Below are 24,491 nucleotides of genomic sequence, written 5' to 3'. Positions count from 1 at the left end.
TCTCAGCGGACCGGCTGGTTCCCGAGATGCGCGGCGAGGTTGTTCAGCGCCTCGTCCCAGCCGTCGTAGACGTATCCGTCACCGGGCGCGCCTGCGAATCCGCGCTGGTGGAAGACCATCTCCGTCCGCTCGCCGTCCTCGGTGAAGGTGAGCGTGATGACGGAGGCGGCCTCCTCCGCGCTGTCGTCCGGGCTGCCCCAGGTGAAGACGAGGCGCTCCTGGGGTGCGACCTCGAGGAAGACGCCGCCGGTGGGGTACTGCTCGCCGGTCTCCTCGTTGGTCATGGTGTAGCGGTACAGCCCGCCCTCGCGGACGTCGAAGGAGATCGAGTCCGTCGTGACCCCGAAGGGGTGGAGCCAGCCGGCGAGGTGCTCCACCTCCGTCCATGCGCGCCAGACGAGGTCGCGCGGTGCGTCGAAGGTGCGGGCGATCGTGAATTCGGGTGCGGTGCTGGGCGCCGAGGCGCCCGTGTGCGTGCTCACGGTGATTCCTCCTGGGATGTGCGGGGCTTCCTCGCCCTGGATGCTTCTGACTTCTCCGGTTTCTCCGGCTTGCCTGCCTGCATGGTCTTCAGGTGCGCATCGAGTGCGTCGAAGCGCTCGCCCCATTCGCGGCGGTGCCTCTCGACCCAGGCCGAGGCCTCGTCGAGGGGTTCGGCCTGCAGCGAGAGCGTGCGCCACTGCGCGTTCGCCGTGCGGATCACCAGGCCTGCGCGTTCGAGGACCTTGAGGTGCTGGGAGATCGCCGGCGCGCTCATCTCGAACGGCTCCGAGATCTCGCCGACCGTGGCCGGCCCCTGCGACAGGCGCGTGAGGATCTGCCTGCGGGTGGGATCTGCGAGTGCGGCGAACACCATGCTCAATGGATCCTTCGCCACTGATGAACCATCTCCTTAATTAGGCTATGCCTTAAGTATGAAGCATGCGGGTGCTGTGTCAAGGGGTGATTCGCCTGTGGGTTCTGAGGTCTGGGAGGTTTGTTCCTTCCAGGCAGGTAGGTACCTGCCTGGAAGGAACAAACCTCCCAGATCGCGTCCTGAGGCCGCGGCGCTGAGGCCGCGGCGCTGAGGTCGCTGCTCTGGCGCTGAGGCCCCGCCGCCGGCGAGCCGCCGCGCCCTCAGCCGCCCACGCCGTGCCAGGCGGGGAAGGGATCGCGGAACGTCGCCCACACCTGCGGCCCGGCCAGGAGCTCGGCGTCCGTGAGCGTGGCGGCGTCCAGATCCCTGATGAGGCTCTCCGGGTCCAGGTCGAGCCCGATGAACGCGAGGTCCTGGCCGAAGGCGAGCGGTTCGTCCTCGGCTGTGAGCTGGTGGTCGATCGCGGCCGGCGCGAGGGAGAGGGTGTCGCCCACCTGGTTCCACTGCGCGGTGACGTGCGGGCGCGAGCAGACGTGGCAGAAGCCCACGGAGCGGAGCAGGAGCTCTCCGCTGCTGCGGGAATCGCGTGTGGCGAGCAGGTCTGCCAGGCGCTGCGGATGGAACGGGCGCGGCTGTTCGTAGCGGAGCGCGCTGACCCTGCTGTGCGAGTGGGCGGGGGCGAACTCGCCGTTGAGGAGGGTGATCCAGCCGGGGCGGGTCTGCTCCCTCGTGTAGGCCTCGGGAGGGAAGGGCTCGGTATGCGTCGGGTACTGTGCCGACCTCGTGCTGTCGATCTGCTCCACGCGGGCCTGCGGGCTGAGGTGGCTCACGAGGGCGCGGAGCAAATGCCGCTCATCCGCGCCGAGCCGGTGGCAGTTGGTGAGCACCACGGTGGAGGCGAACTCGATCTGCGTGACGATCAGCTCGGCGCGCGGGGCCATGACGAAGCTGCCGTCGTCCTCGTCGCGGTCCACGGGGATGAGCTCAGGAGAGGACAGGTCTGTGAGCAGATGGGCGGCGTCCACGACGCAGACCAGTTCGCGCAGGGAGGTTCCGGTCTCCTCATCGGTGAGCTCCCCGACGATGTCCCGTGCGGGTGTCTTCGTCGGGTACTCCAGGAGCAGGCCTGTCGAATCGGGGAGCCAGGCGTTGAGGCCGAGTGCCGTGGACAGGGCCTCTGACGGGGCCTCCATCTGCTTGGCGGGAACCAGTGTGAGCCTGCGGGCGGCGGCGAGTCTGCGTGCGTACTCGCGGCGTTCGGGCACGCAGGCGCCCACCACGGCAACTGCGTCTGTGTTCTGCGGCGTGCGCCCGAATGCCGCTGCTCCTCCTGTGAACATGTGCGTCTCCTCCTTGCAGTGCTATTGTGATCGATGCTGATAATCATTCCATATAGGAGGACGAGATGAAGGTTCGCAACTCCCTGCGCTCCCTGAAGAAGCAGCCGGGCGCGCAGGTGGTGCGTCGCAGGGGGCGCACGTATGTCATCAACAAGCTCAATCCGCGCTTCAAGGGCCGGCAGGGCTGAGCGCTCTGTCCCCTGCTCCTCTCCGTAGACTGGCCGCGGCCGCTGGATTCGGCGGTCCGCTCATTTGTCACCGGGAGGTTCGAAGGTGCCCATCACGCAGACCGTTCTGGAGACCGCGGCGCAGCATCCGGACAGGATCGCGATCGCGGGGGAGGGCGGGCGCCTCACCTATGCCGAGCTCGTCGAGGACTCGCGCCGGATGTTCGCCGCCGCCGACTCCCTGCACCGCGCGCAGCACTCCCCGCCGGAGCCCGCCCCGGAGACCCGCGGCATCCCGATCACGGCGGTCAGCATCGAATCGGCGTTCCACACCTCGCGGATCATCGCGGGGCTGGCCGGGTTCCGCGCGGTGTCCGCGACGATCGACCCGCGCTGGCCGCTCGACCACCGGGTGGGTGTCGTGCTGTCCACCGGGATCGGCCTCGTGATCAGTGATTCCGCCGATCTCGCGGACGCGCTCGCCGAACGGGGGTGGACCGGCACGGTCATCTCTCTGCAGGACTTCCGGGAGCTCGAGGCACGTGCGGCGGACGGCGGTGCCGGCTCCGGCCTTGGCGGCGGCACTGTCCCTGACCCCGCGCCGATGCCGGCGGTGCGCGACGGGGAGGAGCCCTTCCTCATGCTCTTCTCCTCCGGCACCACGAGCGATCCGAAGGCGTTCCTCAAGACGCGTGCGCAGTACCGCGCGAACGTCGCGGTCTCCAGCGCTTACCTCGAGCCCTTCGCCGGAGTGGCGACGCTGGCCCCCGGACCCGTGTCGTACAGCCTCACCCTCTATGCGCTCATCGAGTGCATGGCGACCGGCGGCAGCGCGCACATGGCGGATCAGTTCGATGCGATCGCCGCCGGGCGCCGCATCGAGGCCGAGGGCATCACCCGCGTGGTCGCGGTTCCCGCTGTGGCGCAGGGTCTGGCGGCGGCAGCGCGCAGGGATCCTGCGCGGTTCGCGTCCCTCGAACTCGTGGTCACCGGGGGCGCGAACCTGCCGGAGTCCATCCGAGCGGGTCTCGCGGAGGCGCTTCCCGGCGTCCGGCTCATCAGCTACTACGGTGCCGCCGAGATCGGCTTCATCGGGGACAGCCGCGACGGGGACGGCACGCTCATCGGCCTCTACGACGGCATCGAGGCGAGGATCTGCGACGATGCCGGGAACCCGGTGCCGGACGGGGACCTCGGCACGCTGTGGATCTGGGCGGAGGCGTGCTCGGACGGCTATCTCGCCGGAACCACTGCCGAGGTGCTGCGCGGTGCGGACGGCTGGGCCACCGTCCACGACCAGGGCAGGCTGGTGCCCGCCGTTCCGGAGCAAACCGGGTCGGAGCAGACCGGTCCGGATCAGCTCGCTGCAGACCATACCGCCACCGAGGCCGTGGCCGGTGCCGCCGCAGGTTCCGGCGCGAGGGCTGCTGAAGCCTCCGGCGAGGGTGCTGCCTCTCCGGAGGCTCGCCCGCGGCTGCAGCTCGTGGGACGCAAGGGCGATATCGCCGTGACCGGCGGGCACAAGGTCGCTCTGCCCGAGGTCGAGCGCGCCTTCGACGGCATGTCCGGGCTGGGAGCGGTGTGCGCGGTGGCGCTGCCGGATGCCGCGCTGGGGACCGTCGTCGCACTGGTGATCGAGCCCGCCGAGGCCGGCGGTGCGGCTGCGGACGCGGATGGCGATGCCCCCGCTGGTGCGGGTGAAGCGCACTCAGTCGACGCGGGAGGCTCTGTCGATGAGGCCGGTTCTGCTGGCGAGACCGGTTCTGCCGGCAACGGCGGTGATGCGGAGCGCGCGGACGCGAGGCTTATCTCCGCCGTGCCGAGCAAGTCTGTGCTGCGGGAACGTGCGCATGCGCATCTTGCACCGCAGTTCGTGCCGCGGCGCTGGTATGTCGTGAACCGCCTGCCCCGCACGGTGGGACAGAAGATCAGGCGCCCGGCGACGGCGAACCTGGTGCAGGAGGGCGCGGCGGTGCGGCTGTGAAGCTGCGACGACCGCCTCTGCGAAGCCTTCACCCCAGCTCCACGTATGCACTTTCTGCGTGTTCAGCCTGGCAGGGGCGCATTATGCACATACGTGGCGCTGCGCCTCGGCTCCACGTATGCAGGTTCCGCGTGTTCAGCGCGGTGCAGGCGCATGAATCACATACGTGGCGCCGCCGCCAGCCACACGTAGGCACTCTCTGCGTGCTGAGCCCCAGGAGCGCGCATGCGCTCGCCCTCGCCTACCGTAGGAGACGCAGCGGCAGGCACGTGTGACGGCGCGGGAGGAACGGATGAGCGACAGGCGACGGGTGGTCGTCACCGGCATGGGCGCGGTGACCCCCAGCGGGAACAGCGCAGCGCAGCTGTGGGACGCGGTGGCCGCGGGCCGCAGCGCGATCCGGGTGCTCGAGGGCGAACAGTATGCGGACCTCGCGGTGCGGATCGGCGGCCAGGTGCGGGACTTCGACGCCTCCGCCCATCTCCCGCGCTCCCTCGCGCGCAGGCTCAGTCCCGTGCAGCACTGGGCGATTGCGGCGGCGGACGAAGCGCTGGCACAGGCGTGCGCCTCGGCGGCGGGTTCTGCGGAGCCTGCGAATCAGCCGGGCACCGCGGTCGCACCCGAGACCGGTGCTGAGGCCACTCCGCCGGATGGGACCGCAGCCCACGCCGAGGCGGAGGCAGGCTCCGCCCCCAGGACCGGGAACCCGCCTGCAGACCCGCTCTCCGTCCCCGTGCCTCTCCCCTGGGGCCCGCAGCGCATCGCCGTCATCGCCGCCACCGGCTCCGGCCCCGTGGACGCGATGCAGGCCGCGACCCGCGCGCTCGACGAGGGCGGTCCCCGCGCGGTCCCCCTCACGCTTGCGATCCACGGCGCCCCCGATTCCGCCGCCGCCCTGCTCAGCCAGCGCCACGGCATCCTCGGAGCGGCCCAGGGCGTGTCGGCCACGTGCGCATCCGGTGCGATCGGCTTGGGCGAGGGCCTGCGCCGCATCCGCCACGGCTACGCCGATGCTGTGCTCGTGGTCGGGATGGAGGACTGTCTCGGCGCGGTCAACCTCGCCTCGAACGCGAACATGCGCGCGCTCGCCGCGGGCTTCGAGGACGATCCCGCCGCCGCCAGCCGCCCCTTCGACTCCGCCCGCGCCGGCTTCGTCATGTCCCAGGGAGCTGCTGCGATGCTGCTGGAGTCCGAGGAGTCCGCCCGTTCCCGAGGCGCCCGCATCCTGGCGGAGCTCGCCGGCTTCGGCTCCTCCTCCGACGCCCACCACCCCACCGCCCCGCATCCGGAGGGCCGGGGCGCGGCGGCAGCGGTGCGCGAGTGCCTGGCGGATGCCGGCCTCGGACCCGAAGCGGTCGACCACATCAATGCCCACGGCACCGGCACACCGGCCGGCGATGCCGCCGAGCTCCGCGCGCTGGAGTCCGCACTGGGCGCGCGTGCCCGCGAGGTGCCGCTGAGCGCGGTGAAGTCGAGCACGGGGCACCTGCTGGGCGCCTCGGGCGTGGTGGAGGCGGTCATCGCCGTGAATTCGCTGGTCAGCGGCCTGCTTCCGCCCATCCTCAATCTGGACGAGCCGGAGTTCGTCGGCTGGGGCTTCGTGACGGGGCAGGCGCGTTCGCAGGAGGTGGGCGCGGTGCTCTCGACCTCGTTCGGGTTCGGCGGGCACAATGGCGCGGTGCTGTTCCGGGCTCGCCCGGCATCGGAGACCTTTTGACGGTGGGGGCACCATGCAGGGTGCCCGCACCGTTGAAAAGTCCCAGAGGACGAGCACAGACGAGCTGGAGAGCAGCGTGAGCGGCGAGACCGCGGGCGGCGAGGGTGAGAGGACGACGATGACGGATCGAGAGGCGCGGCACGCGGAGCTCGCGGAGCGGTACCTGCCGGAGGAGCTGCTGGAGCGCTTCCGCGAGCGCGCCGCGGTGTACGACGCGGAGAACGAGTTCTGCTGGGAGGACTTCGAGGAGCTGCGGGCCCGCGGGTACCTCACGCTGTTCGTGCCGGCGGCGCACGGCGGTCCGAGGCTGAGCCTCAACCAGGTCTCCCGCCTCCAGCAGCGGCTCGCGGCGGCGGCTCCGGCAACGGCGCTCGCCGTCAACATGCACTTCGTGTGCACCGGCGTGGCCGCGGCGATGTCTGCCCGCGGGGACAGTTCCCTCGATCACGTGTTCGCGGAGATCATGGCCGGCGAGGTCTTCGCCTTCGGCATCAGCGAGCCCTCCAACGACTGGGTGCTGCAGGGCTCGCACACGCGGGCCGAGCCGGACGGCGAGGGCGGGTACCGGCTCAGCGGCGTGAAGATCTTCACCTCGCTCTCGCCGGTGTGGACCCGGCTGATCGTGCACGGCCTCGACACCGCGACGGACCCCGAGGCGCCCCAGCTCGTCTACGGGTTCCTCCACCGGACGGCGGCTCAGGCGCGGGCGCAGTATGCCCAGGCCAGGGGTGAGGCGGGAGCACGGGGAGTGACCTCCATCGCCGAGGCGGCCTCGGCGGCGGTGCCCGGCATCACCGTCTCCTCCGACTGGGACGTGCTGGGCATGCGCGCCTCGCAGAGCCGGGCGACGATCCTCGAGCGGGCGCACATGCCTGCGGCACAGGTGGCGCGGCGCATCGAGCCGGGGCCGGTCCCGGACCTGCTCACCTTCGCGATCACGAGCTGCTTCCAGATCCTCGTGGCCGCGGTGTACACGGGCGTGGCGAGACAGGCGCTGGAACTGGGCGCCGAGGGCCTGCACGCGCGGACCTCTGCCAAGCGCGGCATCACGTACGCGGAGGTGCCGGAATCGCGGGCGCGGCTCGCGGACGCGCACATGGCGTACATGGCGGTGCCGGCCCAGCTGGAGGCCTACACGCGTGAGTTCGACGAGCTGGTGGACCACGGGAAGGGGTGGCCGCTGCGGCTCGTGAGCGCGCGGATCAATGCCTCGCGCGCGGCGCGGGAGTGCGCCGAGGCCGCGCTCATGTGCACGAGCGGCCGCGGGTTCGGGAACGCCCATGAGCTCAGCCGGCTCTTCCGCGATGCCACGGCGAGCCTGTTCCATCCGCCCAGCGAGGACGCCGCCCGCCCTATGTACGCGGCCGCGCTGCTGGACGGGTGAACTTCGGCTGGGACCGGTGTGCGAGGGCATAGCTGACCCTCCGCGCGTGCGCTGCGGCATAAGGCGCGCAGCGGAATCGGGCGCCCGTTCCCCAATCCGCATGACTCGATTCGCAGAGCGCAATCCGCAGGGCCTGATCCGCTGAGTTCTGGCGCAGCGGGTGTCCGGATGCGGTCTGGTGCCCGAGCCCGGTCGCGGCGACAATGGATGGAGGGCAGCTGTACTGAGGAGGTGCGCATGACGGACGCTCGGAGTGCGGCCGAGGACCTCGTCCGCCGTCACGTCGCCGCCTTCAACGCGAAGGACGTCGATGCGCTGCTGGCGGACTTCACCGACGACGCGACCTGGATCACCGGCGATCACACGGTTCCGGAGGGCGGTCTGCGCGAGTTCTTCACGCAGGCGATGGGCGCTCTCCTGCCCGAGCTCAGGGTGGTGCGGGTGATCGACGGCGGCGATGTGGTCGCAGCCGAGATGACGGAGACGTGGACCAACCGGGGCGTGGCGAAGCGCGCCGCACTCATCGCCGTGTTCGATCTCGTCGAGGGGCGCATCGCCCGCGCGAAGGTCTTCCGCGAGGGCTCGGCGGACGCCTGAACCGCGCGCGGAGACGAGGTGAGGCGCTCCTCGGTGCCTGAGTGCGCCTCGGCGGGGGTGTCCGGAAGATGCCGGCGGCGGGAGCGCGCGGATCAGGGGCGCTGCGGCCCCTGCGGAGTGCCTATCGCACCCGGGCGCGGCCGGTGAGCAGCCAGTTCGCGGCGCCGGCGAGCACCACCACCGAGGCGGCGCACACCGGCGCCCACAGCGCGCCGGCCGTGCCGAGCGATTCGGCGACCCGGCCGGTGGAAGCGGCCGCAAGGGACTGGCCCACGATGACCCCGGAGCCCAGCATCGTCATGACCGTGGCGGAGCGGCCCAGCGGACTGCGCTCGGCGCCGAGGCCGAACAGCGTGACGAGCACCGGGCCCACGCCCGTGCCCATGAGGGCCAGCGCGACGATCATCGCGGGCAGCGATTCCGCGGCCGCGAGGATGAGGCTGCCGCCCAGGAGCACGAGGCCGAACGAGAGCCAGCGCGCCCGCAGCGAGAACCGGGCGGGCAGCCACGCGACGCCCAGGGCGAGCACGGCCGAGCCGATGCCCATGACGCCGTAGTAGAGGCCCGCCCCCTCGGGATCGCCCAGGTCCGCCATGAAGGAGGTGAGCGAGGTGAGCACCGAACCGAAGAACAGGCCCACGCCGAAGATCCCGATGACCACCACGAGCAGCACGGGCCGGAACAGCTCGCGTGCCGACGACGGTGCGGTGCCGTCCCCGCTGCGCGCGGCGGAGAGCATGCGGCCCGTGGGATGCAGTGCGAAGGCGATGACGAAGACCGTGGAGAGCACGGCCGCGATCGCCAGCGGCGCCCACGGTGCGAGCGCGGAGGCGAGGATGCCCACGAGGAACGGCCCGAAGACGAACACCACCTCGTCGGCCGCGGACTCGTAGGACATGGTCGCGGAGAGCGCGCGGGGTCGCCTCGCCGCGCCCATCCGCTCCGTGATGAGCGTGACGAGCCGCGAACGGGACATGGGGGCGACCTGGGGCGCTGTCGCACCGATGCCGAAGGCCGCGAGGAGGAGCACCGAGGCGTGCGCCTGGCTGTACACGACGGCGCAGAAGACGAGGAGGAGCACGCCGTTGAGCGGGGCGATGAGGAGGAGGACGGGGCGCTGTCCGAAGCGGTCGGCGGCGGCTCCCAGGAGGGGGCCGACGAGCGCGGTCCCGACGCCCACGAACGCCGAGGTGAGCCCGCCGAGCGCCATCGACTCGCGCGCCGAGACCGCGACGGTGAGGACGCCCACGACCATCATCGCGAAGGGCAGCCGTGCGATGAGGGCGATGGGGAAGTAGGGGAAGCCCGCGAGGCGCAGGACGTTCGGCTGTGCGGCGGACAGTGCGGGCGCATCGGCGGACCGGGGTGCGGCGGAGGGGGAGGAGTGTGTCTGTGTCATGGCTCTTCGGGGATCGGGGACGCGGTGAGAACGGTGCCGCCGCTGTCCGCCGGAATGCCGACGGCCGGTAGATACACAACTGGGCAAGCATCTTAGCAGCGGGGTGCGCGTCCCGTGTCCGTGCGCGGGCGTATCGTTGCTCACATGACCGACCTGCTGAAGAACCGCCGAGCCCTCGTCACCGGTGCCGCCTCGGGAATCGGCCGCGCCACCGCACTCGCCTTCGCCCGCGAGGGCGCGCATGTGATCGTCGCGGATCGGGACGGCGGCGGCGCCGAGGCGGTGGTGGCGGAGATCGCCGCGGCTGAAGGGGGCGCTCCGGAGGCGCCGTGTGCCTCGGATGCGGGCGGCGGCCCCGCCGAGGCCTGGGAGGTGGACCTCGCGGACACGGACGCCCTCGAGGCCCGTTTCGCAGAACAGCCGCTGGACGTGGACGTCCTCGTGAACAACGCGGGCATCCAGCGCATCCACCCGGTCGAGGAGTTCCCGCTGGAGGAGTGGCGGCTCATCAACCGGCTCATGCTGGAATCGCCGTTCGTGCTCACGAAGGCCGCGCTGCCCGCCATGTATCGGCGCGGCTGGGGGCGGATCATCAACCTCTCGTCCGTGCACGGGCTGCGGGCGTCGGCGCACAAGTCCGCGTACGTCGCCGCCAAGCACGGCGTCATGGGGCTCACCAAGACGACCGCGCTGGAGGGCGGGCCCAGGGGTGTGACCTGCAATGCGATCAATCCCGGCTATGTCCTGACACCCCTGGTGCAGAACCAGGTGGCGGACCTTGCCGCGCAGCGCGGCATCAGCGAGGACGCAGTGCTCGATGAGGTCTTCCTTGAGCACTCCGCCGTCCCCTCCCTGCCCGTGCCCGAGGACGTCGCCGCGATCTGCGTGCTGCTCGCATCCGAGGCGGGCCGGGCCATCAACGGCGCTGCGCACTCGATCGACGGGGGCTGGTCCGCGCAGTGACGGTCCGGCCGGCGGGGGCGCGCTGGTGGTGGGCTTATTCCTGGCGGTCGCGAGGCGAAATCGGATGGCCGAGACCTTCCCAGAACGCTTCGTGCTGGCGGTGCTGCTGGACGATGTCGGGCAATACCGGCAGACTTCCGTTGCCACGCACGAGCACATCACTCAGCGAGGCGACGACGTCCAGCACAGAGCGCGGCTCGAACTGCCCCGCCAGTCGCTTGGCCTTGACCCGGACGTTGTTCGGTGTCGGACCCGCGTCGATCACGGAGTGGTGCCACAGGCGGCTGTGGTGAGCACAGCGGTTGCGGAGGTAGACGAGTGCTCGAACCCGGTAGGCGAATCCGGCTCGGGCGACGCCGATGCTGGAAGCGACAGCATCGGCCAGAGAGCCCTGGGCGCCGCGTTCAATGACTTTCGACAGTGTTCCGAATGACCATGCTTCAACGGCTGACCACACCGGCAGCTCTGCATACCGAGGTGTGTCGTCCCTGGGCGTGCGGTATCGCAGGATGTGACGCTCTTGGCTGCGGTCGATATCGCGCAGGCATGCTTCCACGGTCGGCTCTGCGTCTCCGACGTCTGTGTAGAAGTCCCGTTCGAGATAGCCGATGTAGGCTCCATGATCATCGGCGATGGTCCGGGCGACGTGCGTCCGCAGGATCAGCTCGGCGTGAGCGAGGGGTTTGGTGAGCGTTGCTCGCAGAGCCTCATCGTCGTCGTAGATCCGGCGAATTCCCTCGAACGAAGCGGTTGGCTCGAAAGTGTTGTCTCCGAGGTGCGGAGCGCGCTGAAAGTATCGCGCGTACCCGGAGAACCGATAGTAGTTCGTCGAGCGGAGGAATTGCGTGCACCCCTCTGGATCTGCGATCGTCAGTCCGCGCTGGGTGAGCAGACTGACCTGCTCCTGCACTGCGAGACTCGGCTTCACTCCCGCTCCTCAGAAACGAAGAGGCCCCTCCCATGTGAGCATCGCGGAGAGGCTTGGGAGGGGGTCGATTGCCTATCATCGTAGTCGATGGGCGGGCCGCTGTCCACGTTTCCGAGAGGCTGAGCGGTGCTCAGCCTCTCGGGTGGATCAAAGTTGAGGGCGTCTTCGTGCGCAGGGCGAACGGAGCGGAGGTGAGCGGGATGTCTGACTTCGGGGTGCCCGCCGCGCAGGCATACAGCCTGCGTGCGGAGGAGTACGCGGAGCTCCTGGGCTCGATGGATGCGACTGCGGAACCGGACCGTGCGCTCATCGGGCGCTGGGCGGACACGGTTCGGCATGAACTGGTCAGCGGGCGTGCTCCTGTGCAGGGGCGGGACGGGGAGGGGTCTGCGCGTCAGGATGCCGGAGATCCGGGGCGTCCGTCTCAGGCTCAGGCCTCCGACGAGGAAGCCGGTCCGCGCCTGCTCCTCGACGTGGGCTGCGGGCCCGGGCACTGGACCGCATGGCTGGACGCACGCCTCCGCGGGCCGGCGAGCGGCGTGCGGGATGAGGCCGTCCGCAGCGGGCGCGCGGCTGTGCGCGTCGAGGGTATCGACCCCTCGCCCGCCTTCGTGGACCTCGCGCGGGGCAGGTTCCCGGGCACCGCGTTCCGCCTCGGGCGCGCCGAGGACCTGGGGGTGCCGGAGGCGAGCGTGCACGGCATCCTCGCGTGGTACTCGCTCATCCACACCCCGCCCGAGGCCGTCCCCGCGGCCCTGGCCGAATTCGCCCGGGCACTGGCGCCCGGAGGCAGCCTGCTCGTGGGCTTCTTCGAGGGTCCGCGGCGCGAGCCCTTCGACCACGCGGTGACGCAGGCCTGGTACTGGCCTGTGCCGGAACTCGCCGTCCTCATGGAAGCGGTGGGCTTCGTCGTCGAGGAGACGCACACACGCCAGGATCCGGGGGTGCGCGCACACGGCGCGATCCTCGCGAGGCCGCGCTGACCGTGCTGAGCGGGGTGAGCTGCGGGCCATGCCCGGCACTGTGCACCGGGGAGCCACTGCTCGTGCCGAGGCACAGCGGCTACTCATGGAAGCGACCGGACGACTGCGCCCGAAGGCGCCATGCGCGCAGCTCTCAGCAGCTCCGCGACGGACGAGGGCCGCTGAGCCATCTGATGAGCCATCTGACTTGGCCTCGTCGCCCAGTTCGAACACGCGCGCCTGAACGGCAGGAGGCCTGCCCCGATCATCGGGGCAGCCCTCCTGTGCGTCATGGGGTCAGCAGGGGAGCGGGCTGGGGTCGGGACCTCGCGGGTCAGCGTCGAGTTCGGGAATCCGGCCTCAGCATCGACAGGACGAACTCCCACAGGTGGGCGAGTGCGGCGGCCGTTCGGAACGAGGTTCTGACGTCCCGCCCCGTTCCGCCTGCCGACGGAACCTCTTACAAAAACTAGAATTATGTTCTAGATTCCTGTTCTAGGAAGACTTCCGCCGGTGAACCGATGACGTTTCGCAGAAGGGACTCATGATGGTACGAGCAGCAGTGCTGACCGCTCGGGGCAGCGACGGCCGGACCATGGACATCGACCTGCCGGATCCCGGGGTCGGACGATGAGGTCCGCATCCCGTCGCGCAGAGGAGGAGAACAGGAATATGACTGCCGAACACATCGACGTGCTGATCGTGGGAGCCGGGCTGTCCGGTGTCGCGACGGCCTATCACCTGCAGCGGAAGTGCCCCGAGAAGTCCTTTCTCATCCTGGAGGGGCGGCAGGCGATGGGCGGCACATGGGACCTGTTCCGATACCCGGGCATCCGCTCCGACTCGGACATGGCGACGCTCGGGTTCGGGTTCAGGCCCTGGGACGAGGACGCCTCGATCGTCGGGGGTGAGAGGATCCGGGACTATGTGCAGACGACCGCGGCCGAGTGCGGCATCGACGCACACATCCGCTTCGGCCATGCGGTCACCGGTGCGGAGTGGTCCTCTGAGGAGGCGCGCTGGCGGGTGTTCGCCCGCACGGCGGAGGGCGAGAGCGTCGAGATCACCTGCTCCATGCTCGTCTCCTGCGCCGGGTACTACGACTACGCGCAGGGCCACACCCCCGAGTTCCCCGGTCGTGAGGACTTCGGCGGCGAGGTCATCCATCCTCAGCACTGGCCCGAGGGCCTCGACCACCGCGGCAAGCGCATCGTGGTGATCGGCAGCGGTGCGACGGCTGTGACAGTGGTGCCGGCGATGGCCGAGGAGGCGGAGCACGTCACCATGCTCCAGCGCTCTCCCACCTATATGGTGTCGCGGCCGGCGACGCCGGAGTTCTCGGTGCGGGCCCGGCGTCTGCTCCCCCGGCGGATCGCCAGCAGGGTGATCCGCACCCGGAACATCCTGCTCGGCGCCCTCAACTACCAGATCGCCCGGCGGCTGCCCGTCAGGACGAAGGAGAGGATCCTCGCGGGAGTGCAGTGCCAGCTTCCGCGGGGCTTCGACATCGCCACGCATTTCACCCCCGCCTACGATCCCTGGGACCAGCGACTGTGCCTGGTCCCGGATGGTGACATGTTCAGAGCCGTCAGCGAGGGCCGGGCCTCGGTGGTCACGGGCGGCATCGACAGATTCACGGAGAGCGGGATCCGGCTGCAGTCCGGGGAGATGCTGGAGGCGGACGTCATCGTGACGGCCACAGGTCTGAACATGCGGGCCATCGGGGGCATGGAGCTCACGGTGGACGGGTCGCGCGTGGACATCGCGGAGACCGTCGCGTACAAGGGCATGATGCTCTCGGGGGTGCCCAACTTCGCCTTCGTGATCGGCTACGTCAACTCCTCCTGGACGCTGCGTGCGGAGCTGGTGGCGAAGTACCTCTGCGGGGTCATCCGGCATATGGACACGACGGGCACCGCGGTCTGCACCCCGGCTGAACCCGGGGATGCGCGCCGTGCACCGCTCTTCGGGCTCACTTCCGGCTATGCGCAGAGGGGGAATGCGGTCATGCCCAAGCAGGGAGGGCGCGCGCCCTGGCGGATGCACCACAACTATCTGCGTGAGATGCTCACGACGCTGAATCGGAGCAGGATCGACGACGACGGCGTGAGCTTCGAGCGCGCACGTCCGGCCGGTGCGAGTCCGGCCGGCGTGCGGCCGGACCGCCCGGCCACTGCCGAGATTCGCCTCGCCTCTGCCGCAGGAGCCCGCGATGCCGCATGACGCCTCCCAGGATGCTGCGCCGGCGCGGCAGGACCTCGCCGGGCGCTCCGCGCTGGTGACCGGCGCGGCCTCGGGCATCGGGGCCGCCGTCGCCCGCCACCTCGCCGCTCGCGGGGCGCGGGTGCTGTGCGGGGACCGCGACGAAGCCGGTGCGCACGATCTCGCGCGTTCCATCACCGAGGCCGGGGGCGTAGCCGAGGCCGTCGCACTCGATGTCACGGACCCCGAGTCCGTCGCCTCCGCCGTCAGCGCCGCGGTCGGGATGGGTGCCTTCGGCATCGCTGTCAACAGCGCAGGGATCGCCGATCCCACGGGCGCGGACATCCTGGACACGTCAGAGGCCGCCTGGGACGCCGTGCTCGCGGTGAACCTCACCGGGGTCTTCCGGTGCATCCGGGCCGAGGCCGCCGCGATGACCGCGGGCGGGTCGATCATCAGCATCGCCTCGGTGCTCGGGCTCGTGGGACGGCGGAACCAGGCTGCCTATGTCGCATCCAAGCACGGCGTCGTGGGACTGACGAAGGCCGCGGCTGCGGAGTTCGCGGACCGGTGCATCCGGGTGAATGCGGTCTGCCCCGGCTACATCGAGACCCCCATGCTCGCGCCGATGGGGGCCGAGGCCCGTGCCCGGCTGATCGAGAGCCATCCGCTGGGACGGTTCGGGACCGCCGAGGAGGTCGCCGAGGTGGTGGGCTTCCTCGCCTCGGAGGCGGGGAGCTTCGTCACCGGAGCGGCTTATGCCGCGGACGACGGCTACACCTCCGTGTGAGCGGTGCCCTCCGTGTGAGGGGCGTCCGGGAGATGCGGTGCGGCTGCCCGGCCGACGAGATCGAGGTAGAAGCCGATCAGACCGTCGGCCTCCTCCGCCGAGGCGATCTCGGTGAGCTCCAGCGCGCAGGCCGCCACGAGCGCGGTGACGGCGTGGGCGAGGGATCTCCCATAGGGCTGCGGCCCGGTCCCCAGCAGCTCCATGTTGGTCTGCGTCCAGCTGATGACGCGCTCCTGGTGCAGACTCCAGAGCCAGGGGGGTCCGTCGCCCCCGTGGAACAGCCGCGTGAGTTCGCGCTCCTGCCAGCACCCTTCGAGGTAGGCGCGCGCACCCGCGAGGTAGATCTCGAGCGGTTCCTCCGCACCGGCGGCCCGGGCCGCGCCGCTGCCTTCCTCCGTCCGCGCGCGCATGCGCTGGTGGAACTCGTCGCAGAGGGCTCCGAAGACCTCGGCCTTCCCGCCGAAGTGGTGGTAGATGCTGCCGACGCTCACCCCTGAGCGCTCGACGAGCTCGGCGATGCCGGCGGTTTCGAAGCCCTTCTCCGTGAAGACCTCGGCCGCGGCCGAGAGTACGGCACGGACAGTGGGGCGCGAGCGCGCAGAACGCGTCCGGGGTGCGCCGGAGGTGTGCGCGGCTGTGTTCGACTGCTCCGTCATCGCTGCTCCTCCGCCCAGGCGAGGGCGGCGGCCTGCAGCGCCCGCGCGGCCGGAGCCAGGGCGCCCCGGCGGTGCAGCAGTGTGATCGAGAGCCGGAGCGGGGGGGCCATCCGGAAGGACGCGACTCCGGGCGCGGCTCCGTTGCGGGCCTGCTCCTCCGTGCACCAGTAGAGGCCCGCCCCCGCGGCCACGAGCGGGATCGCCGCGTGCCGGTGGGCGGTGACGACACCCAGGCGGGTGTGGACGCCGTACCGGCGCATCACGCTCTCGACCCGATGCCGCGCGTGCGCTCCGTCCGACACCGCGATGACGGGCAGATCCGGCAGGTCCGCCAGGGGGAGGGGATCGGAGAGGCCCGCAGCGGCGGATTCCGGCAGTGTCACGCACAGCTCGGCGTCACCCAGCCGGTGGCGCTGTACGCTCCGCCTGCCCTGCGGGTCCGCTTCCTCCGGATCCGCATAGCCGAAGCCCAGTTCCACGGCTCCGGTGCGGACGGCGCGGACGATATCGGCCTCGGAGCCGTACTCGGTGACCCGCACGGTCACCTGCGGCAGCCGGCGGCGGAGGCGGTGCACGAGCTGGATGACGGGCGATTCATAGGCACCTGCGGTCGCCCCGATGTCGATGTGCCCCGTGGGGCGGCCGGAGTGCTCGGCTGCGGTCGCCCGCACGGTCTTCCCGTCGCGCAGGAGCGCCTGTGCGGGATCGAGGAGGGCGGTGCCTGCGGCGGTGAGCGCCAGACCCCGGCCCAGCCGGTGGAAGAGAGGCGCTCCGATCTCGCGCTCGAGCCTGCGGATCGACTGCGAGAGCGAAGGCCGTGCGCAGCCGAGCGCGGAGGCGGCCTGTCCCACCCCGCCGTGCTGGGCGACCGCGAGGAAATGCTCTGCCTGGCGGAACTCCACGACTCACCTCGTCCCGTGCTGTCCTCGGCGCCGTCGTGCGCCGGGTGCGTGCTCGCAGTTCAGGATAGGCTCTGCCGGTGGAAACCCGACAGCTCCGGCACTTCCTCTCCGTCGTGGAGCACGGCAGCGTCACTGCTGCCGCCGCGGCGCTCTACCTCGCTCAGCCCTCGCTCTCGCAGTCGCTGCGGGCGCTCGAGGACGAACTGGGCGTGGAGCTGTTCGTGAGGGAGCGCAGGGGAATGGTGCTCAGTGCGGCGGGGGCCGCGCTGCTGGAGTCCGCGCGACAGGCCGTGCGCAGCGCGGAGGAGGCGGACGGGGCGGTCCTCGAGGTGGTGCGACTGGAGAGCGGCCGGCTGGAGGTGGCGGTTCCGGCGGACCTGGCGGCAGGCCCCCTCGTGCCCATCGTCGCGCGGTTCCGCGCACTCTACCCGGGTGTGGTCGTGAGCCTCGTCGATGCGAGCTCCCCCGGGAGCACCGTGGGCCTGCTCCAGGACGGCCGCTGCGAGATCGGTCTCGACTACCTGCCTGCCGGCGACATGCGGGTGGAGGCTCGTGCGCTGGGGCGGGAGAGGGCGCTGCTCGCGGTGCCCTCGGACCTTGCCGCGGCGGGCATCGCGGAGCCTGTCCCCTTCGCCGTGATGGCCGGTCTGCCGCTGGTGACGGGGGCGCTCGGATCGCCCTCCCGCGCGCACCTGGAGAGGCTCTCCGCCGAGTGCGCGGTGCCGTTGCGCATCGTCGCCGAAGCGGACCACGAGCACGGTGTGTTCCTGCTGGTGACGAGCGGGGCAGGGGCGGGACTGCTGTCTGAGGAGGTCGCGGAGCGTGCGAGACGCCGGGGAGCTGTGGTGCTCCGGACGGATCCGGAGTGCTCCCGCAGCTACGGACTCGTCACCCGCAGCGACAGGCTCTCGCCGGCGGCACGGGCTTTCAGCGATGTCGCGACCGCCGTCGCCGGGGAGGGATGAGGCGGATCCGCCGCCTCCGGTGCAGTCCGCGCGCACCTGAGACGGCGAATCCGCCGGCAGCAGCGGGGCTGCTACTCCGGGCGGTGAGGCAGTGCGATCTCCTCGAAGGCCCTCTGCGCGAAGGGCTCCAGGGCGGCGGGGTCGTCGTCGTGCCAGGTGTCGAAGTCCTCGTAGCCGCCGTCGTCGCCGAGGCCCTCGTCCTCGATCACCGCGTTCCACCGCAGCAGGCCCTCGCTGAGCTGTGCGGCGATGTCCTCGTCGAGCAGGTCGGCCTCGACCTGCTCCTGCACCAGCTGCTCGGACGCCTCGCGCAGGTCGGCCTCGACCTCCGCACCGAGCGGGTTGAAGCTGCCGTCGTTCTCGCGGACCAGTCGCGCCAGCTCCGCGTGGGACTCCATATCGGAGAGCCGGAACTCGAGGAAGTACTGCTGCATCTGGTCGAAGATCAGCTGCCTGGCGGCCAGCGGCAGCTCCGCATAGCCGGCCCCGCCCAGGAGCACCTGGTTGGGCCGGGCGAAGCCCACCTCCTCGGTGTAGGAGATGTGCGGTCCGACCTCCACGACGCCTCCGCCCACGACGGCCCCCAGCGCGGAGGACAGGTGGCAGTCGATGGTGTTCCTCTGCAGCGCCTCGTAGATCTCCAGGTAGGTGAGCGAGACGGGCACCGCGGAGAGCGCCTGGACCTGCTTCTCATTGGCCGCGGAGGCGACGCGCACCTGCTTTCCGGACCAGTCGGAGTTCTCCTCGACAGGGCTCGTGCACATGGAGAAGAACGTGGCGCTGGGACTGATGTCGAGGAGGTGCAGACCCTTCGACTCGAACTCCTCGACATAGGCATCGGAGTTCCAGGCGAGCTCCGAGATCGCCGCGGTGGCCGCGAAGTCGCTGGCCCGGGGGGACGAAGGCGCCAGGCCCGACAGCGCGATGAAGGCGCTGTTGACCGGGAAGCTGGAGGGGGTGAAATTGGGGAGGTGGAAGGCGATGTCCACGCGGCCGTCGGCGAGAGCCGCATCGAGCTCCGGATACGGTGCGATGGTCTGGGCCTGGTGGGTCTCGAAGCGGATCTTCCCGCCGGAGGCCTCTTCGACGTCGGCGCTCAGCCTCTCCAGGATGTTCGCGCTGATGCTCTCCGGCGATTGGGTGCCGGCCTGCACCGTGAGCGTGGTCTCCGGCATGTCCGCCAGAGCGGCTCGGTACTCCTCTGCGGTCGCACCGTAGGGAACGCCTTCTCCCTCGGACTGCTGGGAGCCGCCGCCGATGCCCCCGGCGCACGCGCTCAGGGTCACGGCGGCGACTGCCGCGGAGGCGAGGGCTGAACGGAGACGGGTGGAGTGGAACGACTTCTTCGCTGAAGTGGTCACGGAGCTTCCTTTCGGGACGCTGCTGCTGATCCCGGCAGGATCGCGTCACTGCTTCGAGTTTTGCCGTGCCGCCCGAGCCGGTCAATGCGCTCCGTCAGAGGAAACCGCACCGGGGGGGTGATGGGCATGCCTATACGAGATGTGGCGCAGTCTGTGGAACGCGGCATGTGGTCGCCCCGCGGCACACCTATGGGCTTCGGGCCCGATGCTCGTACGCTGAGGAGCCACAGGGCCTTCGCGCAATCGTCGGGGGCCGGCCGCAGAAGGACACGGAGGCAGAGATGACCATCCTCGCGACACCGACTGCTGCCGAGCTCGGCGAGATCGCCAGGACGCTGAGTGAGTGGCAGACCTCCGACTGGAGGGGATGCCTCCACCCCGGGGACCTCGGCTGGCATTCGATGGTCGGTGCCGAGAGGTCGGCCTCGGACCTGCGGTGCTGGACGGCCCGCGGATCGATCGCGGCGATCGGCATGTTCGACGGCGAGGACCTCTTCCGCATGGCGGTGGAGCCTTCCGTTGCCGCCGACGATGAACTCGCCGACCGGATCGAGGCCGATCTCAGCACTCACGTGCTTCCCCCGGGGACGGTGACGGTCGAAGCACGCGGCGCGTATGCGCTGCAGGCCCGCCTTCGCGCTCAGGGATGGGACGACGACGCGCCCTGGACCCCGCTGCAGCTCGACCTGCGCTCCCCCGTGCCTGCGAATCGACGCAGCGCGGCGCTCCGAGTCGAGGAGATCGGCCTGGACGCAGCAGGGGAGTGGACGGCGGTGCACTGGTCCGCGTTCAGGGGAACGACGCCGAGCGACGAGGAGAGGCGGCGGCTCATCCGGCGGTGGACCACGATGGCAACAGGCCCGTTCGCCCACCTCGCCCACCACCTCATCGGCTATGACGGCGACGATGAGCCCGTTGTCGTCACCACCGTCTGGACAGCTGGGAGCGGGCGCCCCGGCCTCATCGAGCCGATGGGAGTGCACCGCGACCATCACGGCCGCGGTTACGGTACGGCCATCACCCTCGCCGGCGCGCAAGCGCTGCGGCAGTACGGCGCTTCCGCCGCAGCCGTCGTCGCCGAGAACTCCAATGCGAGCGCTTTCGCCACATACATCGCGGCCGGATTCGCCCAGAGTGAACCGGTCGCCGACCTCATCCGCACACGGGGCCGAGGCGCATCGATCTGCAGCGGGTGAGCGGGCCCTTCGCGCAGAAGGCGACGGGTTCGGTGCGTTCGATCCGTTCGGGGTGCCCGGCCGTCCGCGCACCTCGACCGCCGCAGAGCGGCACTCACCCCGCCGGCGGGGCGTAGTCCGTGCACACCTGCACGAACCGGCGGACGCTCGGTGACCGGCTCTCCGTGCGGTGCAGTACGGAGAGGCCGGTCGTCCCGAGTCCATGGACCCGGCCCACCGTGCACCCCGCGGCGGCAGCCTCGCGGGCCGGCTCCGCCCGCAGCATCGTCGCCCCCAGCCCTGCCAGCACGAACTGCAGGAACTGCCCCCGGTGGGCGGAGCGGACCGTGACGGCTCCGCGCAGGCGCGGGTCCGCCCCCACCAGCGACCGGTGCAGGCCCGAGGACTCCCAGTACGGGCCGACGATCAGCCCGGCCGCGAGAAGCTCGTCGGTGCTGACCTCCCCCGGGACGGCGGCCGAGGCCCCGGGCGGGAGCACTGCCCAGAACTCGGTCTCCGCCAGGGGCACGGCGGTGAGTCCGGGCGGCACCACCCGGGGAGTCTCCGTGAGGCCCGCATCGTAGTGTCCCGCCCCCACCAGCTCGGTCACGGAGTCCAGCTCCGGCTGCCGGAGCGCATCCGCGAAGATGCGGTTTCCGCGGTGACGCCGCACGTACTCGCCCAGGATCCAGCTGAGGGGCTCGGGCGAGAGACTGGAAGCGGAGACGATGTGGAGGTCGTCATCGGCTGCGGCGCCGCCGCCCTCGCGCGCGGGATCCTCGAGGGCGGCGATGAGGCCGAGTGCCCTGTTCGCCGGGCCCAGCAGCTTCTCCGCGGCATCTGCGAGCACCATCCCGGTGGGCACCCGCTCGAACAGCCGCCGCCCCAGGGCCTGCTCGAGGCCGGTGATCGACTTCGAGACCGCTGAGGCGGACACATGCAGACGGGCCGCTGCCGCCGCGATGCTCCCCGCCTCCGCGGTTGCGGCGAACGCCTCGAGATGACGTCTCTCGATCCTGCCCATCAGAGCCTCCCCTCACCGGTCTCCCGCACGACGGTGCGGAAGGCGGCCAGCTCAGGCGCGGTGCTGGCCGGCCGGTGGAGCAGGGCGACGGTCCGCTGCAGCGACGGTTCCGGCTCGACGATCCGCAGACCCGCCTCCTTCAGCGGGGCGGCCTCGCCTGCGGGCAGGAAGGCCACCCCGGCCCCCTGCCTCACCAGCGGCGCCAGCGTGGCCGAATGCTCCGTCTCCGCCGTGATCGCCCGTGCCACCGCCGCATGCCCGACGACGTCCTCGAGGAGACGGCGGATGGTGCGTCCGTGCGGCGCGCACACGAGCCCGTGGGACAGCAGCGTGGCGATCCTCCTGTCCGCAGGGCGCGTGTCCGGGGGCAGGACCGCCACGACGGCCTGCGCGGCGCACACCTCTGCGACGAGCCCCGGGGCGTGGGGAGAGCCGGAGGCGAACCCGCAGTCCGCTCTCCCGGAGGCGACGCTCTCGATGACCTCCGCTTCGGTGCGGGGGTCCCCGATCTCCAGGTGCACGGCGGGGTGGCGCCGCCGGAACTCGGCGAGCACCGGCAGCAGGGGCTCCAGCACCAGCGAGGCGGGGCACATGAGGTGCAGAGTCCCGGTCATCCTCCTGGACGAGGAGCGGACCGCGTGGGCAGCGGCCTCGAAGCCCCTGAGTATGTCGGCGGCCACGGGTGCGAGCCGACGGCCGGATGAGGTGAGCACGGCTCCGGCCGGACCGCGGTCGAACAGCATGGCTCCCAGTTCCTCCTCCAGGCTCCGGACGGACTGCGAGAGCGCCGGCTGCGATACGCCGAGGCGCTGTGCTGCGGCGGAGAACGTCCCCGTCTCGCAGACCGCGAGGAAATGCTCCGCCTGCCGTCTCTCCATGAACCTCCGCTCTCCGTTCGCACTGCTCACACTGCTCGCACCAGGATATAAGTTCTCCTGATACTGAGATGCAGATAGTTCCTTTGACGCAGGCCTGCGTCTGCCTGAGGATGAGATCCGGGGACGGCGCTGTCCGGGATGCCCGGCCCGCTCGAGGCCCCGGGGCTCTGCCCCCGCTGCGGCCTGCTGCACACGGCATCGGGTGTCGCGTCCGTGAGAGGAGCATCCATGTCCGCATCCGCAGAACTCCCGCTCGCCGGAGTGCGCATCATCGAGCTGGGGCAGCTGATCGCCGTGCCGAGCGCCGGCCAGCAGCTCCTCGAGATGGGCGCGGAAGTGGTCAAGGTGGAGCCGCCCGGAGGCGAACCGGCCCGCCAGCTGGACTCCTCCTACGGGCAGGCGATCTTCCGCGGCTTCAACCGCGGCAAGACGGCGATCGAGCTCGACATCAAGTCCGAGGAGGGCGCTGAGCGCCTGCGCCGTCTGATCGCAGGGGCCGATGCCGTCATCCACAACCTCCGCCCGGGCACGCTGGACCGGCTCGGCTTCTCGTACGCCGCGATGCAGGAGCTCAGGCCGGACCTCATCTCCGTGAGCGTGAGCGGATTCGGTCCCCGCGGCCCGTCCGCGCTCAGGCCGGGGCTGGACATCGCGGCGCAGGCCGAGAGCGGGATGATGTCCGTGACCGGCGAGGCCGACGGCCAGCCTCAGCGCGTGGGCGCCCCCGTCATCGACCACACCACCGCCTTCATCGTCGTGCAGACGGTGCTCGCCGCCCTGCTGCGCCGCGACCGGTTCGGCCACGGCACGGAGGCGCGCATCCCCCTGCTCGAGGTGGCGGTGAGCATGCAGACCTCCAACTGGGTGGAGCAGCAGATCACCGGGAGCGAGATGCGGCGCAGGGGCAACGGCCAGCCCACCCTGGCACCGGCGGCGGACGTGCTCACGGCGGCGGACGGGGAGTTCGTGGTCAGCGGGTACCAGCCCCAGGCCTGGCGCATCCTCTGCACCCACATCGGACAGCCGGAGCTCGCCGACGACCCCCGCTTCCGCGACAACGCCTCCCGTGTCGCGAACCGGCCGGTCCTCATCCCCCTCCTCAACCGCTTCTTCTCCCGCATGACGGTCGCCGAGGCGGTGGGAGGCCTGACGGCGGCCGGTGTCGTCGCCGCGGAGCTCCGCGGATACGGGGACGTGCCGGAGGCGGCGGACATCGTGGACAACGGCGTGTTCGCGGAGGCGGTGTTCGAGGACCAGCGCTTCCGCGTGCCCACTGCGCCCTGTCACTCCTCCCCGCCGCTCTCGGTGCACGCGCGCGAGGTCTCCCCGCTGCGCCCGGCAGGGGAGTTCTCCCCGCTGCGCCCGGCAGAAGGGGCCGGCCGATGGAACCGCTGACGGAGGCCCCGCAGGAGGTGCGTGCAGGAGCAGATCGCCGAGGCCGCCTCGGCGACGGCCGCGGACCGCTCGCCCGGCTGCTGCTGCCGGGCGGGGAGGAGCCGGACCCGCGCTTCACCCTGGCGAACGAGCGCACCTTCCTCGCCTGGATGCGGACGGCGCTGGCCTTCCTCGCCGGCGGGATCGCGCTGGCGGCCCTGCCGCTGTCCGATATGCCGCCGGAGGTCCGGAGGGCCGTCGCAGTGGTGCTGCTGTGCGCCGGGGTGCTCATCGCTGTGGGCGCCACCGTCCGCTGGGTGCGCGTGGAGCGTGCGATGCGGCACGCCCGCCCCCTGCCCGTCCCGCTCATCGTCCCCGTGCTCGCCGGTGCGTCGGCGGTGGCCTGCGGCGGCCTGCTCGCCTATCTGTGGCTCGGATGACCGCCGGGACGCGGACGGCGGTGGAGATGCACGGCGACCCGGGTCTCCAGCCGGAGCGGACCTCGCTGGCGTGGTCCCGGACCCTCGCATCGCTGCTCATCGCCTCGGCGATCCTGCTGCGCTGGGCTCCCCACTACGGGGCCTGGGTGCTCCCGGCGGTGGCGCTGCTGGGAGCGACGGCCGCGGTGCTGCTGGCCCGGCAGCGCACCCGCTATGGCAGGGGAGTCCGCGGCATCGTCGCAGGGCGCGCCCAGGCGGATGCGGCCGGGGTGTGCGCACTCGCCGCCGCGGCGTTCGCGGTGGGAGCGGCCGGCCTCGTGCTCGTGCTCCTCGACGCGCAGGGCTGAGCGGCGCCGTGCAGGGGACACACCCTCACCTCGCGCATGACCAGACCAGATCAGAACGGACGCACATGCTCCACGAGAAA

General features: G+C 71.1%; 24 protein-coding genes. 14 read left to right on the top strand and 10 right to left on the bottom strand.

Features of this window, described 5'->3' with window-relative positions; all coding sequences use genetic code 11:
* Positions 1 to 2: 2 nt before the first annotated feature.
* From K318_RS0103825 to K318_RS0103815, 3 genes are all read right to left on the bottom strand, one after another.
* Positions 3 to 482 carry an SRPBCC family protein gene (locus K318_RS0103825; RefSeq protein ID WP_029088502.1) on the bottom strand — a complete coding sequence of 160 codons (480 nt, stop codon included), beginning with the start codon at positions 480 to 482 and terminating at the stop codon, positions 3 to 5.
* A complete protein-coding gene (locus K318_RS19200) occupies positions 479 to 856 on the bottom strand; it encodes an ArsR/SmtB family transcription factor (RefSeq protein ID WP_051297464.1) in 378 nt (125 codons plus the stop codon). Before K318_RS19200 ends, K318_RS0103825 begins: the two co-directional genes overlap by 4 nt.
* Before the next feature lie 260 nt (positions 857 to 1,116).
* Complete coding sequence (locus K318_RS0103815) at positions 1,117 to 2,196, bottom strand: GTP-binding protein (protein WP_051297461.1); 1,080 nt, start codon at positions 2,194 to 2,196, stop codon at positions 1,117 to 1,119.
* Between the two features lie 65 nt (positions 2,197 to 2,261).
* Here K318_RS0103815 and ykgO point away from each other — a divergent pair, with 65 nt between their 5' ends.
* The 5 genes from ykgO (at position 2,262) to K318_RS0103790 (ending at position 8,045) form a co-directional block, all read left to right on the top strand.
* Positions 2,262 to 2,384 carry a type B 50S ribosomal protein L36 gene (gene ykgO / locus K318_RS0103810; protein ID WP_029088500.1) on the top strand — a complete coding sequence of 41 codons (123 nt, stop codon included), beginning with the start codon at positions 2,262 to 2,264 and terminating at the stop codon, positions 2,382 to 2,384.
* An 85-nt stretch (positions 2,385 to 2,469) separates the two neighbouring features.
* Positions 2,470 to 4,347, top strand: coding sequence for an AMP-binding protein (locus tag K318_RS25445; protein ID WP_029088499.1), 1,878 nt, complete (start codon positions 2,470 to 2,472; stop codon positions 4,345 to 4,347).
* A 292-nt stretch (positions 4,348 to 4,639) separates the two neighbouring features.
* Complete coding sequence (locus K318_RS0103800) at positions 4,640 to 6,064, top strand: beta-ketoacyl-[acyl-carrier-protein] synthase family protein (protein ID WP_029088498.1); 1,425 nt, start codon at positions 4,640 to 4,642, stop codon at positions 6,062 to 6,064.
* Between the two features lie 118 nt (positions 6,065 to 6,182).
* On the top strand, positions 6,183 to 7,448 hold the full coding sequence (locus K318_RS0103795; RefSeq protein WP_029088497.1) for an acyl-CoA dehydrogenase family protein: 1,266 nt from the start codon (positions 6,183 to 6,185) through the stop codon (positions 7,446 to 7,448).
* 237 nt (positions 7,449 to 7,685) lie between these two features.
* Positions 7,686 to 8,045 (top strand): nuclear transport factor 2 family protein, encoded by a 360-nt coding sequence (locus K318_RS0103790; protein WP_029088496.1) that lies wholly within the window; start codon positions 7,686 to 7,688, stop codon positions 8,043 to 8,045.
* A 121-nt stretch (positions 8,046 to 8,166) separates the two neighbouring features.
* Here K318_RS0103790 and K318_RS0103785 read toward each other — a convergent pair whose 3' ends face one another.
* The gene (locus K318_RS0103785) at positions 8,167 to 9,444 is read right to left on the bottom strand and encodes an MFS transporter (protein WP_029088495.1); all 1,278 of its coding nucleotides are present in this window, start codon (positions 9,442 to 9,444) and stop codon (positions 8,167 to 8,169) included.
* 144 nt (positions 9,445 to 9,588) lie between these two features.
* On the opposite strand from K318_RS0103785, the gene K318_RS0103780 reads away from it, so the two are divergent.
* Positions 9,589 to 10,407 (top strand): 3-hydroxybutyrate dehydrogenase, encoded by an 819-nt coding sequence (locus tag K318_RS0103780; RefSeq protein WP_029088494.1) that lies wholly within the window; start codon positions 9,589 to 9,591, stop codon positions 10,405 to 10,407.
* A gap of 34 nt (positions 10,408 to 10,441) precedes the next feature.
* On the opposite strand, the gene K318_RS0103775 is transcribed toward K318_RS0103780, so the two are convergent.
* Positions 10,442 to 11,335 carry an Abi family protein gene (locus K318_RS0103775; protein WP_029088493.1) on the bottom strand — a complete coding sequence of 298 codons (894 nt, stop codon included), beginning with the start codon at positions 11,333 to 11,335 and terminating at the stop codon, positions 10,442 to 10,444.
* Between the two features lie 200 nt (positions 11,336 to 11,535).
* Here K318_RS0103775 and K318_RS0103770 point away from each other — a divergent pair, with 200 nt between their 5' ends.
* The 3 genes from K318_RS0103770 (at position 11,536) to K318_RS0103760 (ending at position 15,289) form a co-directional block, all read left to right on the top strand.
* The gene (locus tag K318_RS0103770) at positions 11,536 to 12,318 is read left to right on the top strand and encodes a class I SAM-dependent methyltransferase (protein WP_029088492.1); all 783 of its coding nucleotides are present in this window, start codon (positions 11,536 to 11,538) and stop codon (positions 12,316 to 12,318) included.
* A 651-nt stretch (positions 12,319 to 12,969) separates the two neighbouring features.
* Entirely contained in the window at positions 12,970 to 14,520 is a 1,551-nt protein-coding gene (locus K318_RS19195; protein ID WP_051297459.1) for a flavin-containing monooxygenase, read from the top strand.
* A complete protein-coding gene (locus K318_RS0103760; RefSeq protein ID WP_029088491.1) occupies positions 14,510 to 15,289 on the top strand; it encodes an SDR family NAD(P)-dependent oxidoreductase in 780 nt (259 codons plus the stop codon). Before K318_RS19195 ends, K318_RS0103760 begins: the two co-directional genes overlap by 11 nt.
* On the opposite strand, the gene K318_RS23435 is transcribed toward K318_RS0103760, so the two are convergent.
* Positions 15,274 to 15,945: a TetR/AcrR family transcriptional regulator gene (locus tag K318_RS23435; RefSeq protein ID WP_051297457.1), complete on the bottom strand. Its 672-nt coding sequence runs from the start codon at positions 15,943 to 15,945 to the stop codon at positions 15,274 to 15,276. The two genes, K318_RS0103760 and K318_RS23435, sit on opposite strands and share 16 nt — an antisense overlap.
* Positions 15,942 to 16,847, bottom strand: coding sequence for a LysR family transcriptional regulator (locus tag K318_RS0103750; RefSeq protein ID WP_029088490.1), 906 nt, complete (start codon positions 16,845 to 16,847; stop codon positions 15,942 to 15,944). Before K318_RS0103750 ends, K318_RS23435 begins: the two co-directional genes overlap by 4 nt.
* Before the next feature lie 77 nt (positions 16,848 to 16,924).
* Here K318_RS0103750 and K318_RS0103745 point away from each other — a divergent pair, with 77 nt between their 5' ends.
* A complete protein-coding gene (locus K318_RS0103745; RefSeq protein WP_029088489.1) occupies positions 16,925 to 17,812 on the top strand; it encodes a LysR family transcriptional regulator in 888 nt (295 codons plus the stop codon).
* Between the two features lie 71 nt (positions 17,813 to 17,883).
* Here K318_RS0103745 and K318_RS19185 read toward each other — a convergent pair whose 3' ends face one another.
* Positions 17,884 to 19,173, bottom strand: coding sequence for a type 2 periplasmic-binding domain-containing protein (locus K318_RS19185; RefSeq protein WP_051297455.1), 1,290 nt, complete (start codon positions 19,171 to 19,173; stop codon positions 17,884 to 17,886).
* Between the two features lie 281 nt (positions 19,174 to 19,454).
* On the opposite strand from K318_RS19185, the gene K318_RS19180 reads away from it, so the two are divergent.
* Positions 19,455 to 20,369: a GNAT family N-acetyltransferase gene (locus K318_RS19180; RefSeq protein WP_051297453.1), complete on the top strand. Its 915-nt coding sequence runs from the start codon at positions 19,455 to 19,457 to the stop codon at positions 20,367 to 20,369.
* 94 nt (positions 20,370 to 20,463) lie between these two features.
* Here the strand turns inward: K318_RS19180 and K318_RS0103730 are convergent, their stop codons facing one another.
* On the bottom strand, positions 20,464 to 21,372 hold the full coding sequence (locus K318_RS0103730) for a LysR family transcriptional regulator (protein WP_029088488.1): 909 nt from the start codon (positions 21,370 to 21,372) through the stop codon (positions 20,464 to 20,466).
* Positions 21,372 to 22,250 (bottom strand): LysR family transcriptional regulator, encoded by an 879-nt coding sequence (locus tag K318_RS0103725; RefSeq protein WP_029088487.1) that lies wholly within the window; start codon positions 22,248 to 22,250, stop codon positions 21,372 to 21,374. The genes K318_RS0103730 and K318_RS0103725 overlap by 1 nt, the downstream gene beginning before the upstream one ends.
* Before the next feature lie 228 nt (positions 22,251 to 22,478).
* Here K318_RS0103725 and K318_RS19175 point away from each other — a divergent pair, with 228 nt between their 5' ends.
* The 3 genes from K318_RS19175 to K318_RS0103710 are packed head-to-tail and all read left to right on the top strand — an operon-like array spanning position 22,479 to position 24,411.
* Complete coding sequence (locus K318_RS19175; protein WP_051297450.1) at positions 22,479 to 23,645, top strand: CaiB/BaiF CoA transferase family protein; 1,167 nt, start codon at positions 22,479 to 22,481, stop codon at positions 23,643 to 23,645.
* On the top strand, positions 23,633 to 24,064 hold the full coding sequence (locus tag K318_RS0103715) for a YidH family protein (protein WP_084499594.1): 432 nt from the start codon (positions 23,633 to 23,635) through the stop codon (positions 24,062 to 24,064). The genes K318_RS19175 and K318_RS0103715 overlap by 13 nt, the downstream gene beginning before the upstream one ends.
* The gene (locus K318_RS0103710) at positions 24,061 to 24,411 is read left to right on the top strand and encodes a DUF202 domain-containing protein (RefSeq protein WP_029088485.1); all 351 of its coding nucleotides are present in this window, start codon (positions 24,061 to 24,063) and stop codon (positions 24,409 to 24,411) included. Before K318_RS0103715 ends, K318_RS0103710 begins: the two co-directional genes overlap by 4 nt.
* Positions 24,412 to 24,491 lie beyond the last annotated feature (80 nt).

This window comes from Brevibacterium album DSM 18261 (assembly GCF_000426445.1).
In the GTDB taxonomy this organism is placed as follows: Bacteria; Actinomycetota; Actinomycetes; order Actinomycetales; family Brevibacteriaceae; genus Brevibacterium; species Brevibacterium album.
The sequence above is the reverse complement of the archived record's forward strand: the minus strand, read 5'-3'. Positions and strand labels throughout refer to the sequence as shown.

Bases quoted from the DNA above. Each gene is read 5' to 3' on its own strand.
- K318_RS23435 (WP_051297457.1), bottom strand. From the start codon at position 15,945: ATGACGGAGCAGTCGAACACAGCCGCGCACACCTCCGGCGCACCCCGG.
- K318_RS0103710 (WP_029088485.1), top strand. From the start codon at position 24,061: ATGACCGCCGGGACGCGGACGGCGGTGGAGATGCACGGCGACCCGGGT.
- K318_RS0103780 (WP_029088494.1), top strand. From the start codon at position 9,589: ATGACCGACCTGCTGAAGAACCGCCGAGCCCTCGTCACCGGTGCCGCC.
- ykgO (WP_029088500.1), top strand. From the start codon at position 2,262: ATGAAGGTTCGCAACTCCCTGCGCTCCCTGAAGAAGCAGCCGGGCGCG.
- K318_RS0103815 (WP_051297461.1), bottom strand. From the start codon at position 2,196: ATGTTCACAGGAGGAGCAGCGGCATTCGGGCGCACGCCGCAGAACACA.
- K318_RS0103760 (WP_029088491.1), top strand. From the start codon at position 14,510: ATGCCGCATGACGCCTCCCAGGATGCTGCGCCGGCGCGGCAGGACCTC.
- K318_RS0103715 (WP_084499594.1), top strand. From the start codon at position 23,633: ATGGAACCGCTGACGGAGGCCCCGCAGGAGGTGCGTGCAGGAGCAGAT.
- K318_RS0103770 (WP_029088492.1), top strand. From the start codon at position 11,536: ATGTCTGACTTCGGGGTGCCCGCCGCGCAGGCATACAGCCTGCGTGCG.
- K318_RS0103785 (WP_029088495.1), bottom strand. From the start codon at position 9,444: ATGACACAGACACACTCCTCCCCCTCCGCCGCACCCCGGTCCGCCGAT.
- K318_RS19200 (WP_051297464.1), bottom strand. From the start codon at position 856: ATGGTGTTCGCCGCACTCGCAGATCCCACCCGCAGGCAGATCCTCACG.
- K318_RS0103725 (WP_029088487.1), bottom strand. From the start codon at position 22,250: ATGGAGAGACGGCAGGCGGAGCATTTCCTCGCGGTCTGCGAGACGGGG.
- K318_RS19195 (WP_051297459.1), top strand. From the start codon at position 12,970: ATGACTGCCGAACACATCGACGTGCTGATCGTGGGAGCCGGGCTGTCC.
- K318_RS0103790 (WP_029088496.1), top strand. From the start codon at position 7,686: ATGACGGACGCTCGGAGTGCGGCCGAGGACCTCGTCCGCCGTCACGTC.
- K318_RS0103800 (WP_029088498.1), top strand. From the start codon at position 4,640: ATGAGCGACAGGCGACGGGTGGTCGTCACCGGCATGGGCGCGGTGACC.
- K318_RS19175 (WP_051297450.1), top strand. From the start codon at position 22,479: ATGTCCGCATCCGCAGAACTCCCGCTCGCCGGAGTGCGCATCATCGAG.
- K318_RS0103730 (WP_029088488.1), bottom strand. From the start codon at position 21,372: ATGGGCAGGATCGAGAGACGTCATCTCGAGGCGTTCGCCGCAACCGCG.
- K318_RS0103795 (WP_029088497.1), top strand. From the start codon at position 6,183: ATGACGGATCGAGAGGCGCGGCACGCGGAGCTCGCGGAGCGGTACCTG.
- K318_RS19180 (WP_051297453.1), top strand. From the start codon at position 19,455: ATGACCATCCTCGCGACACCGACTGCTGCCGAGCTCGGCGAGATCGCC.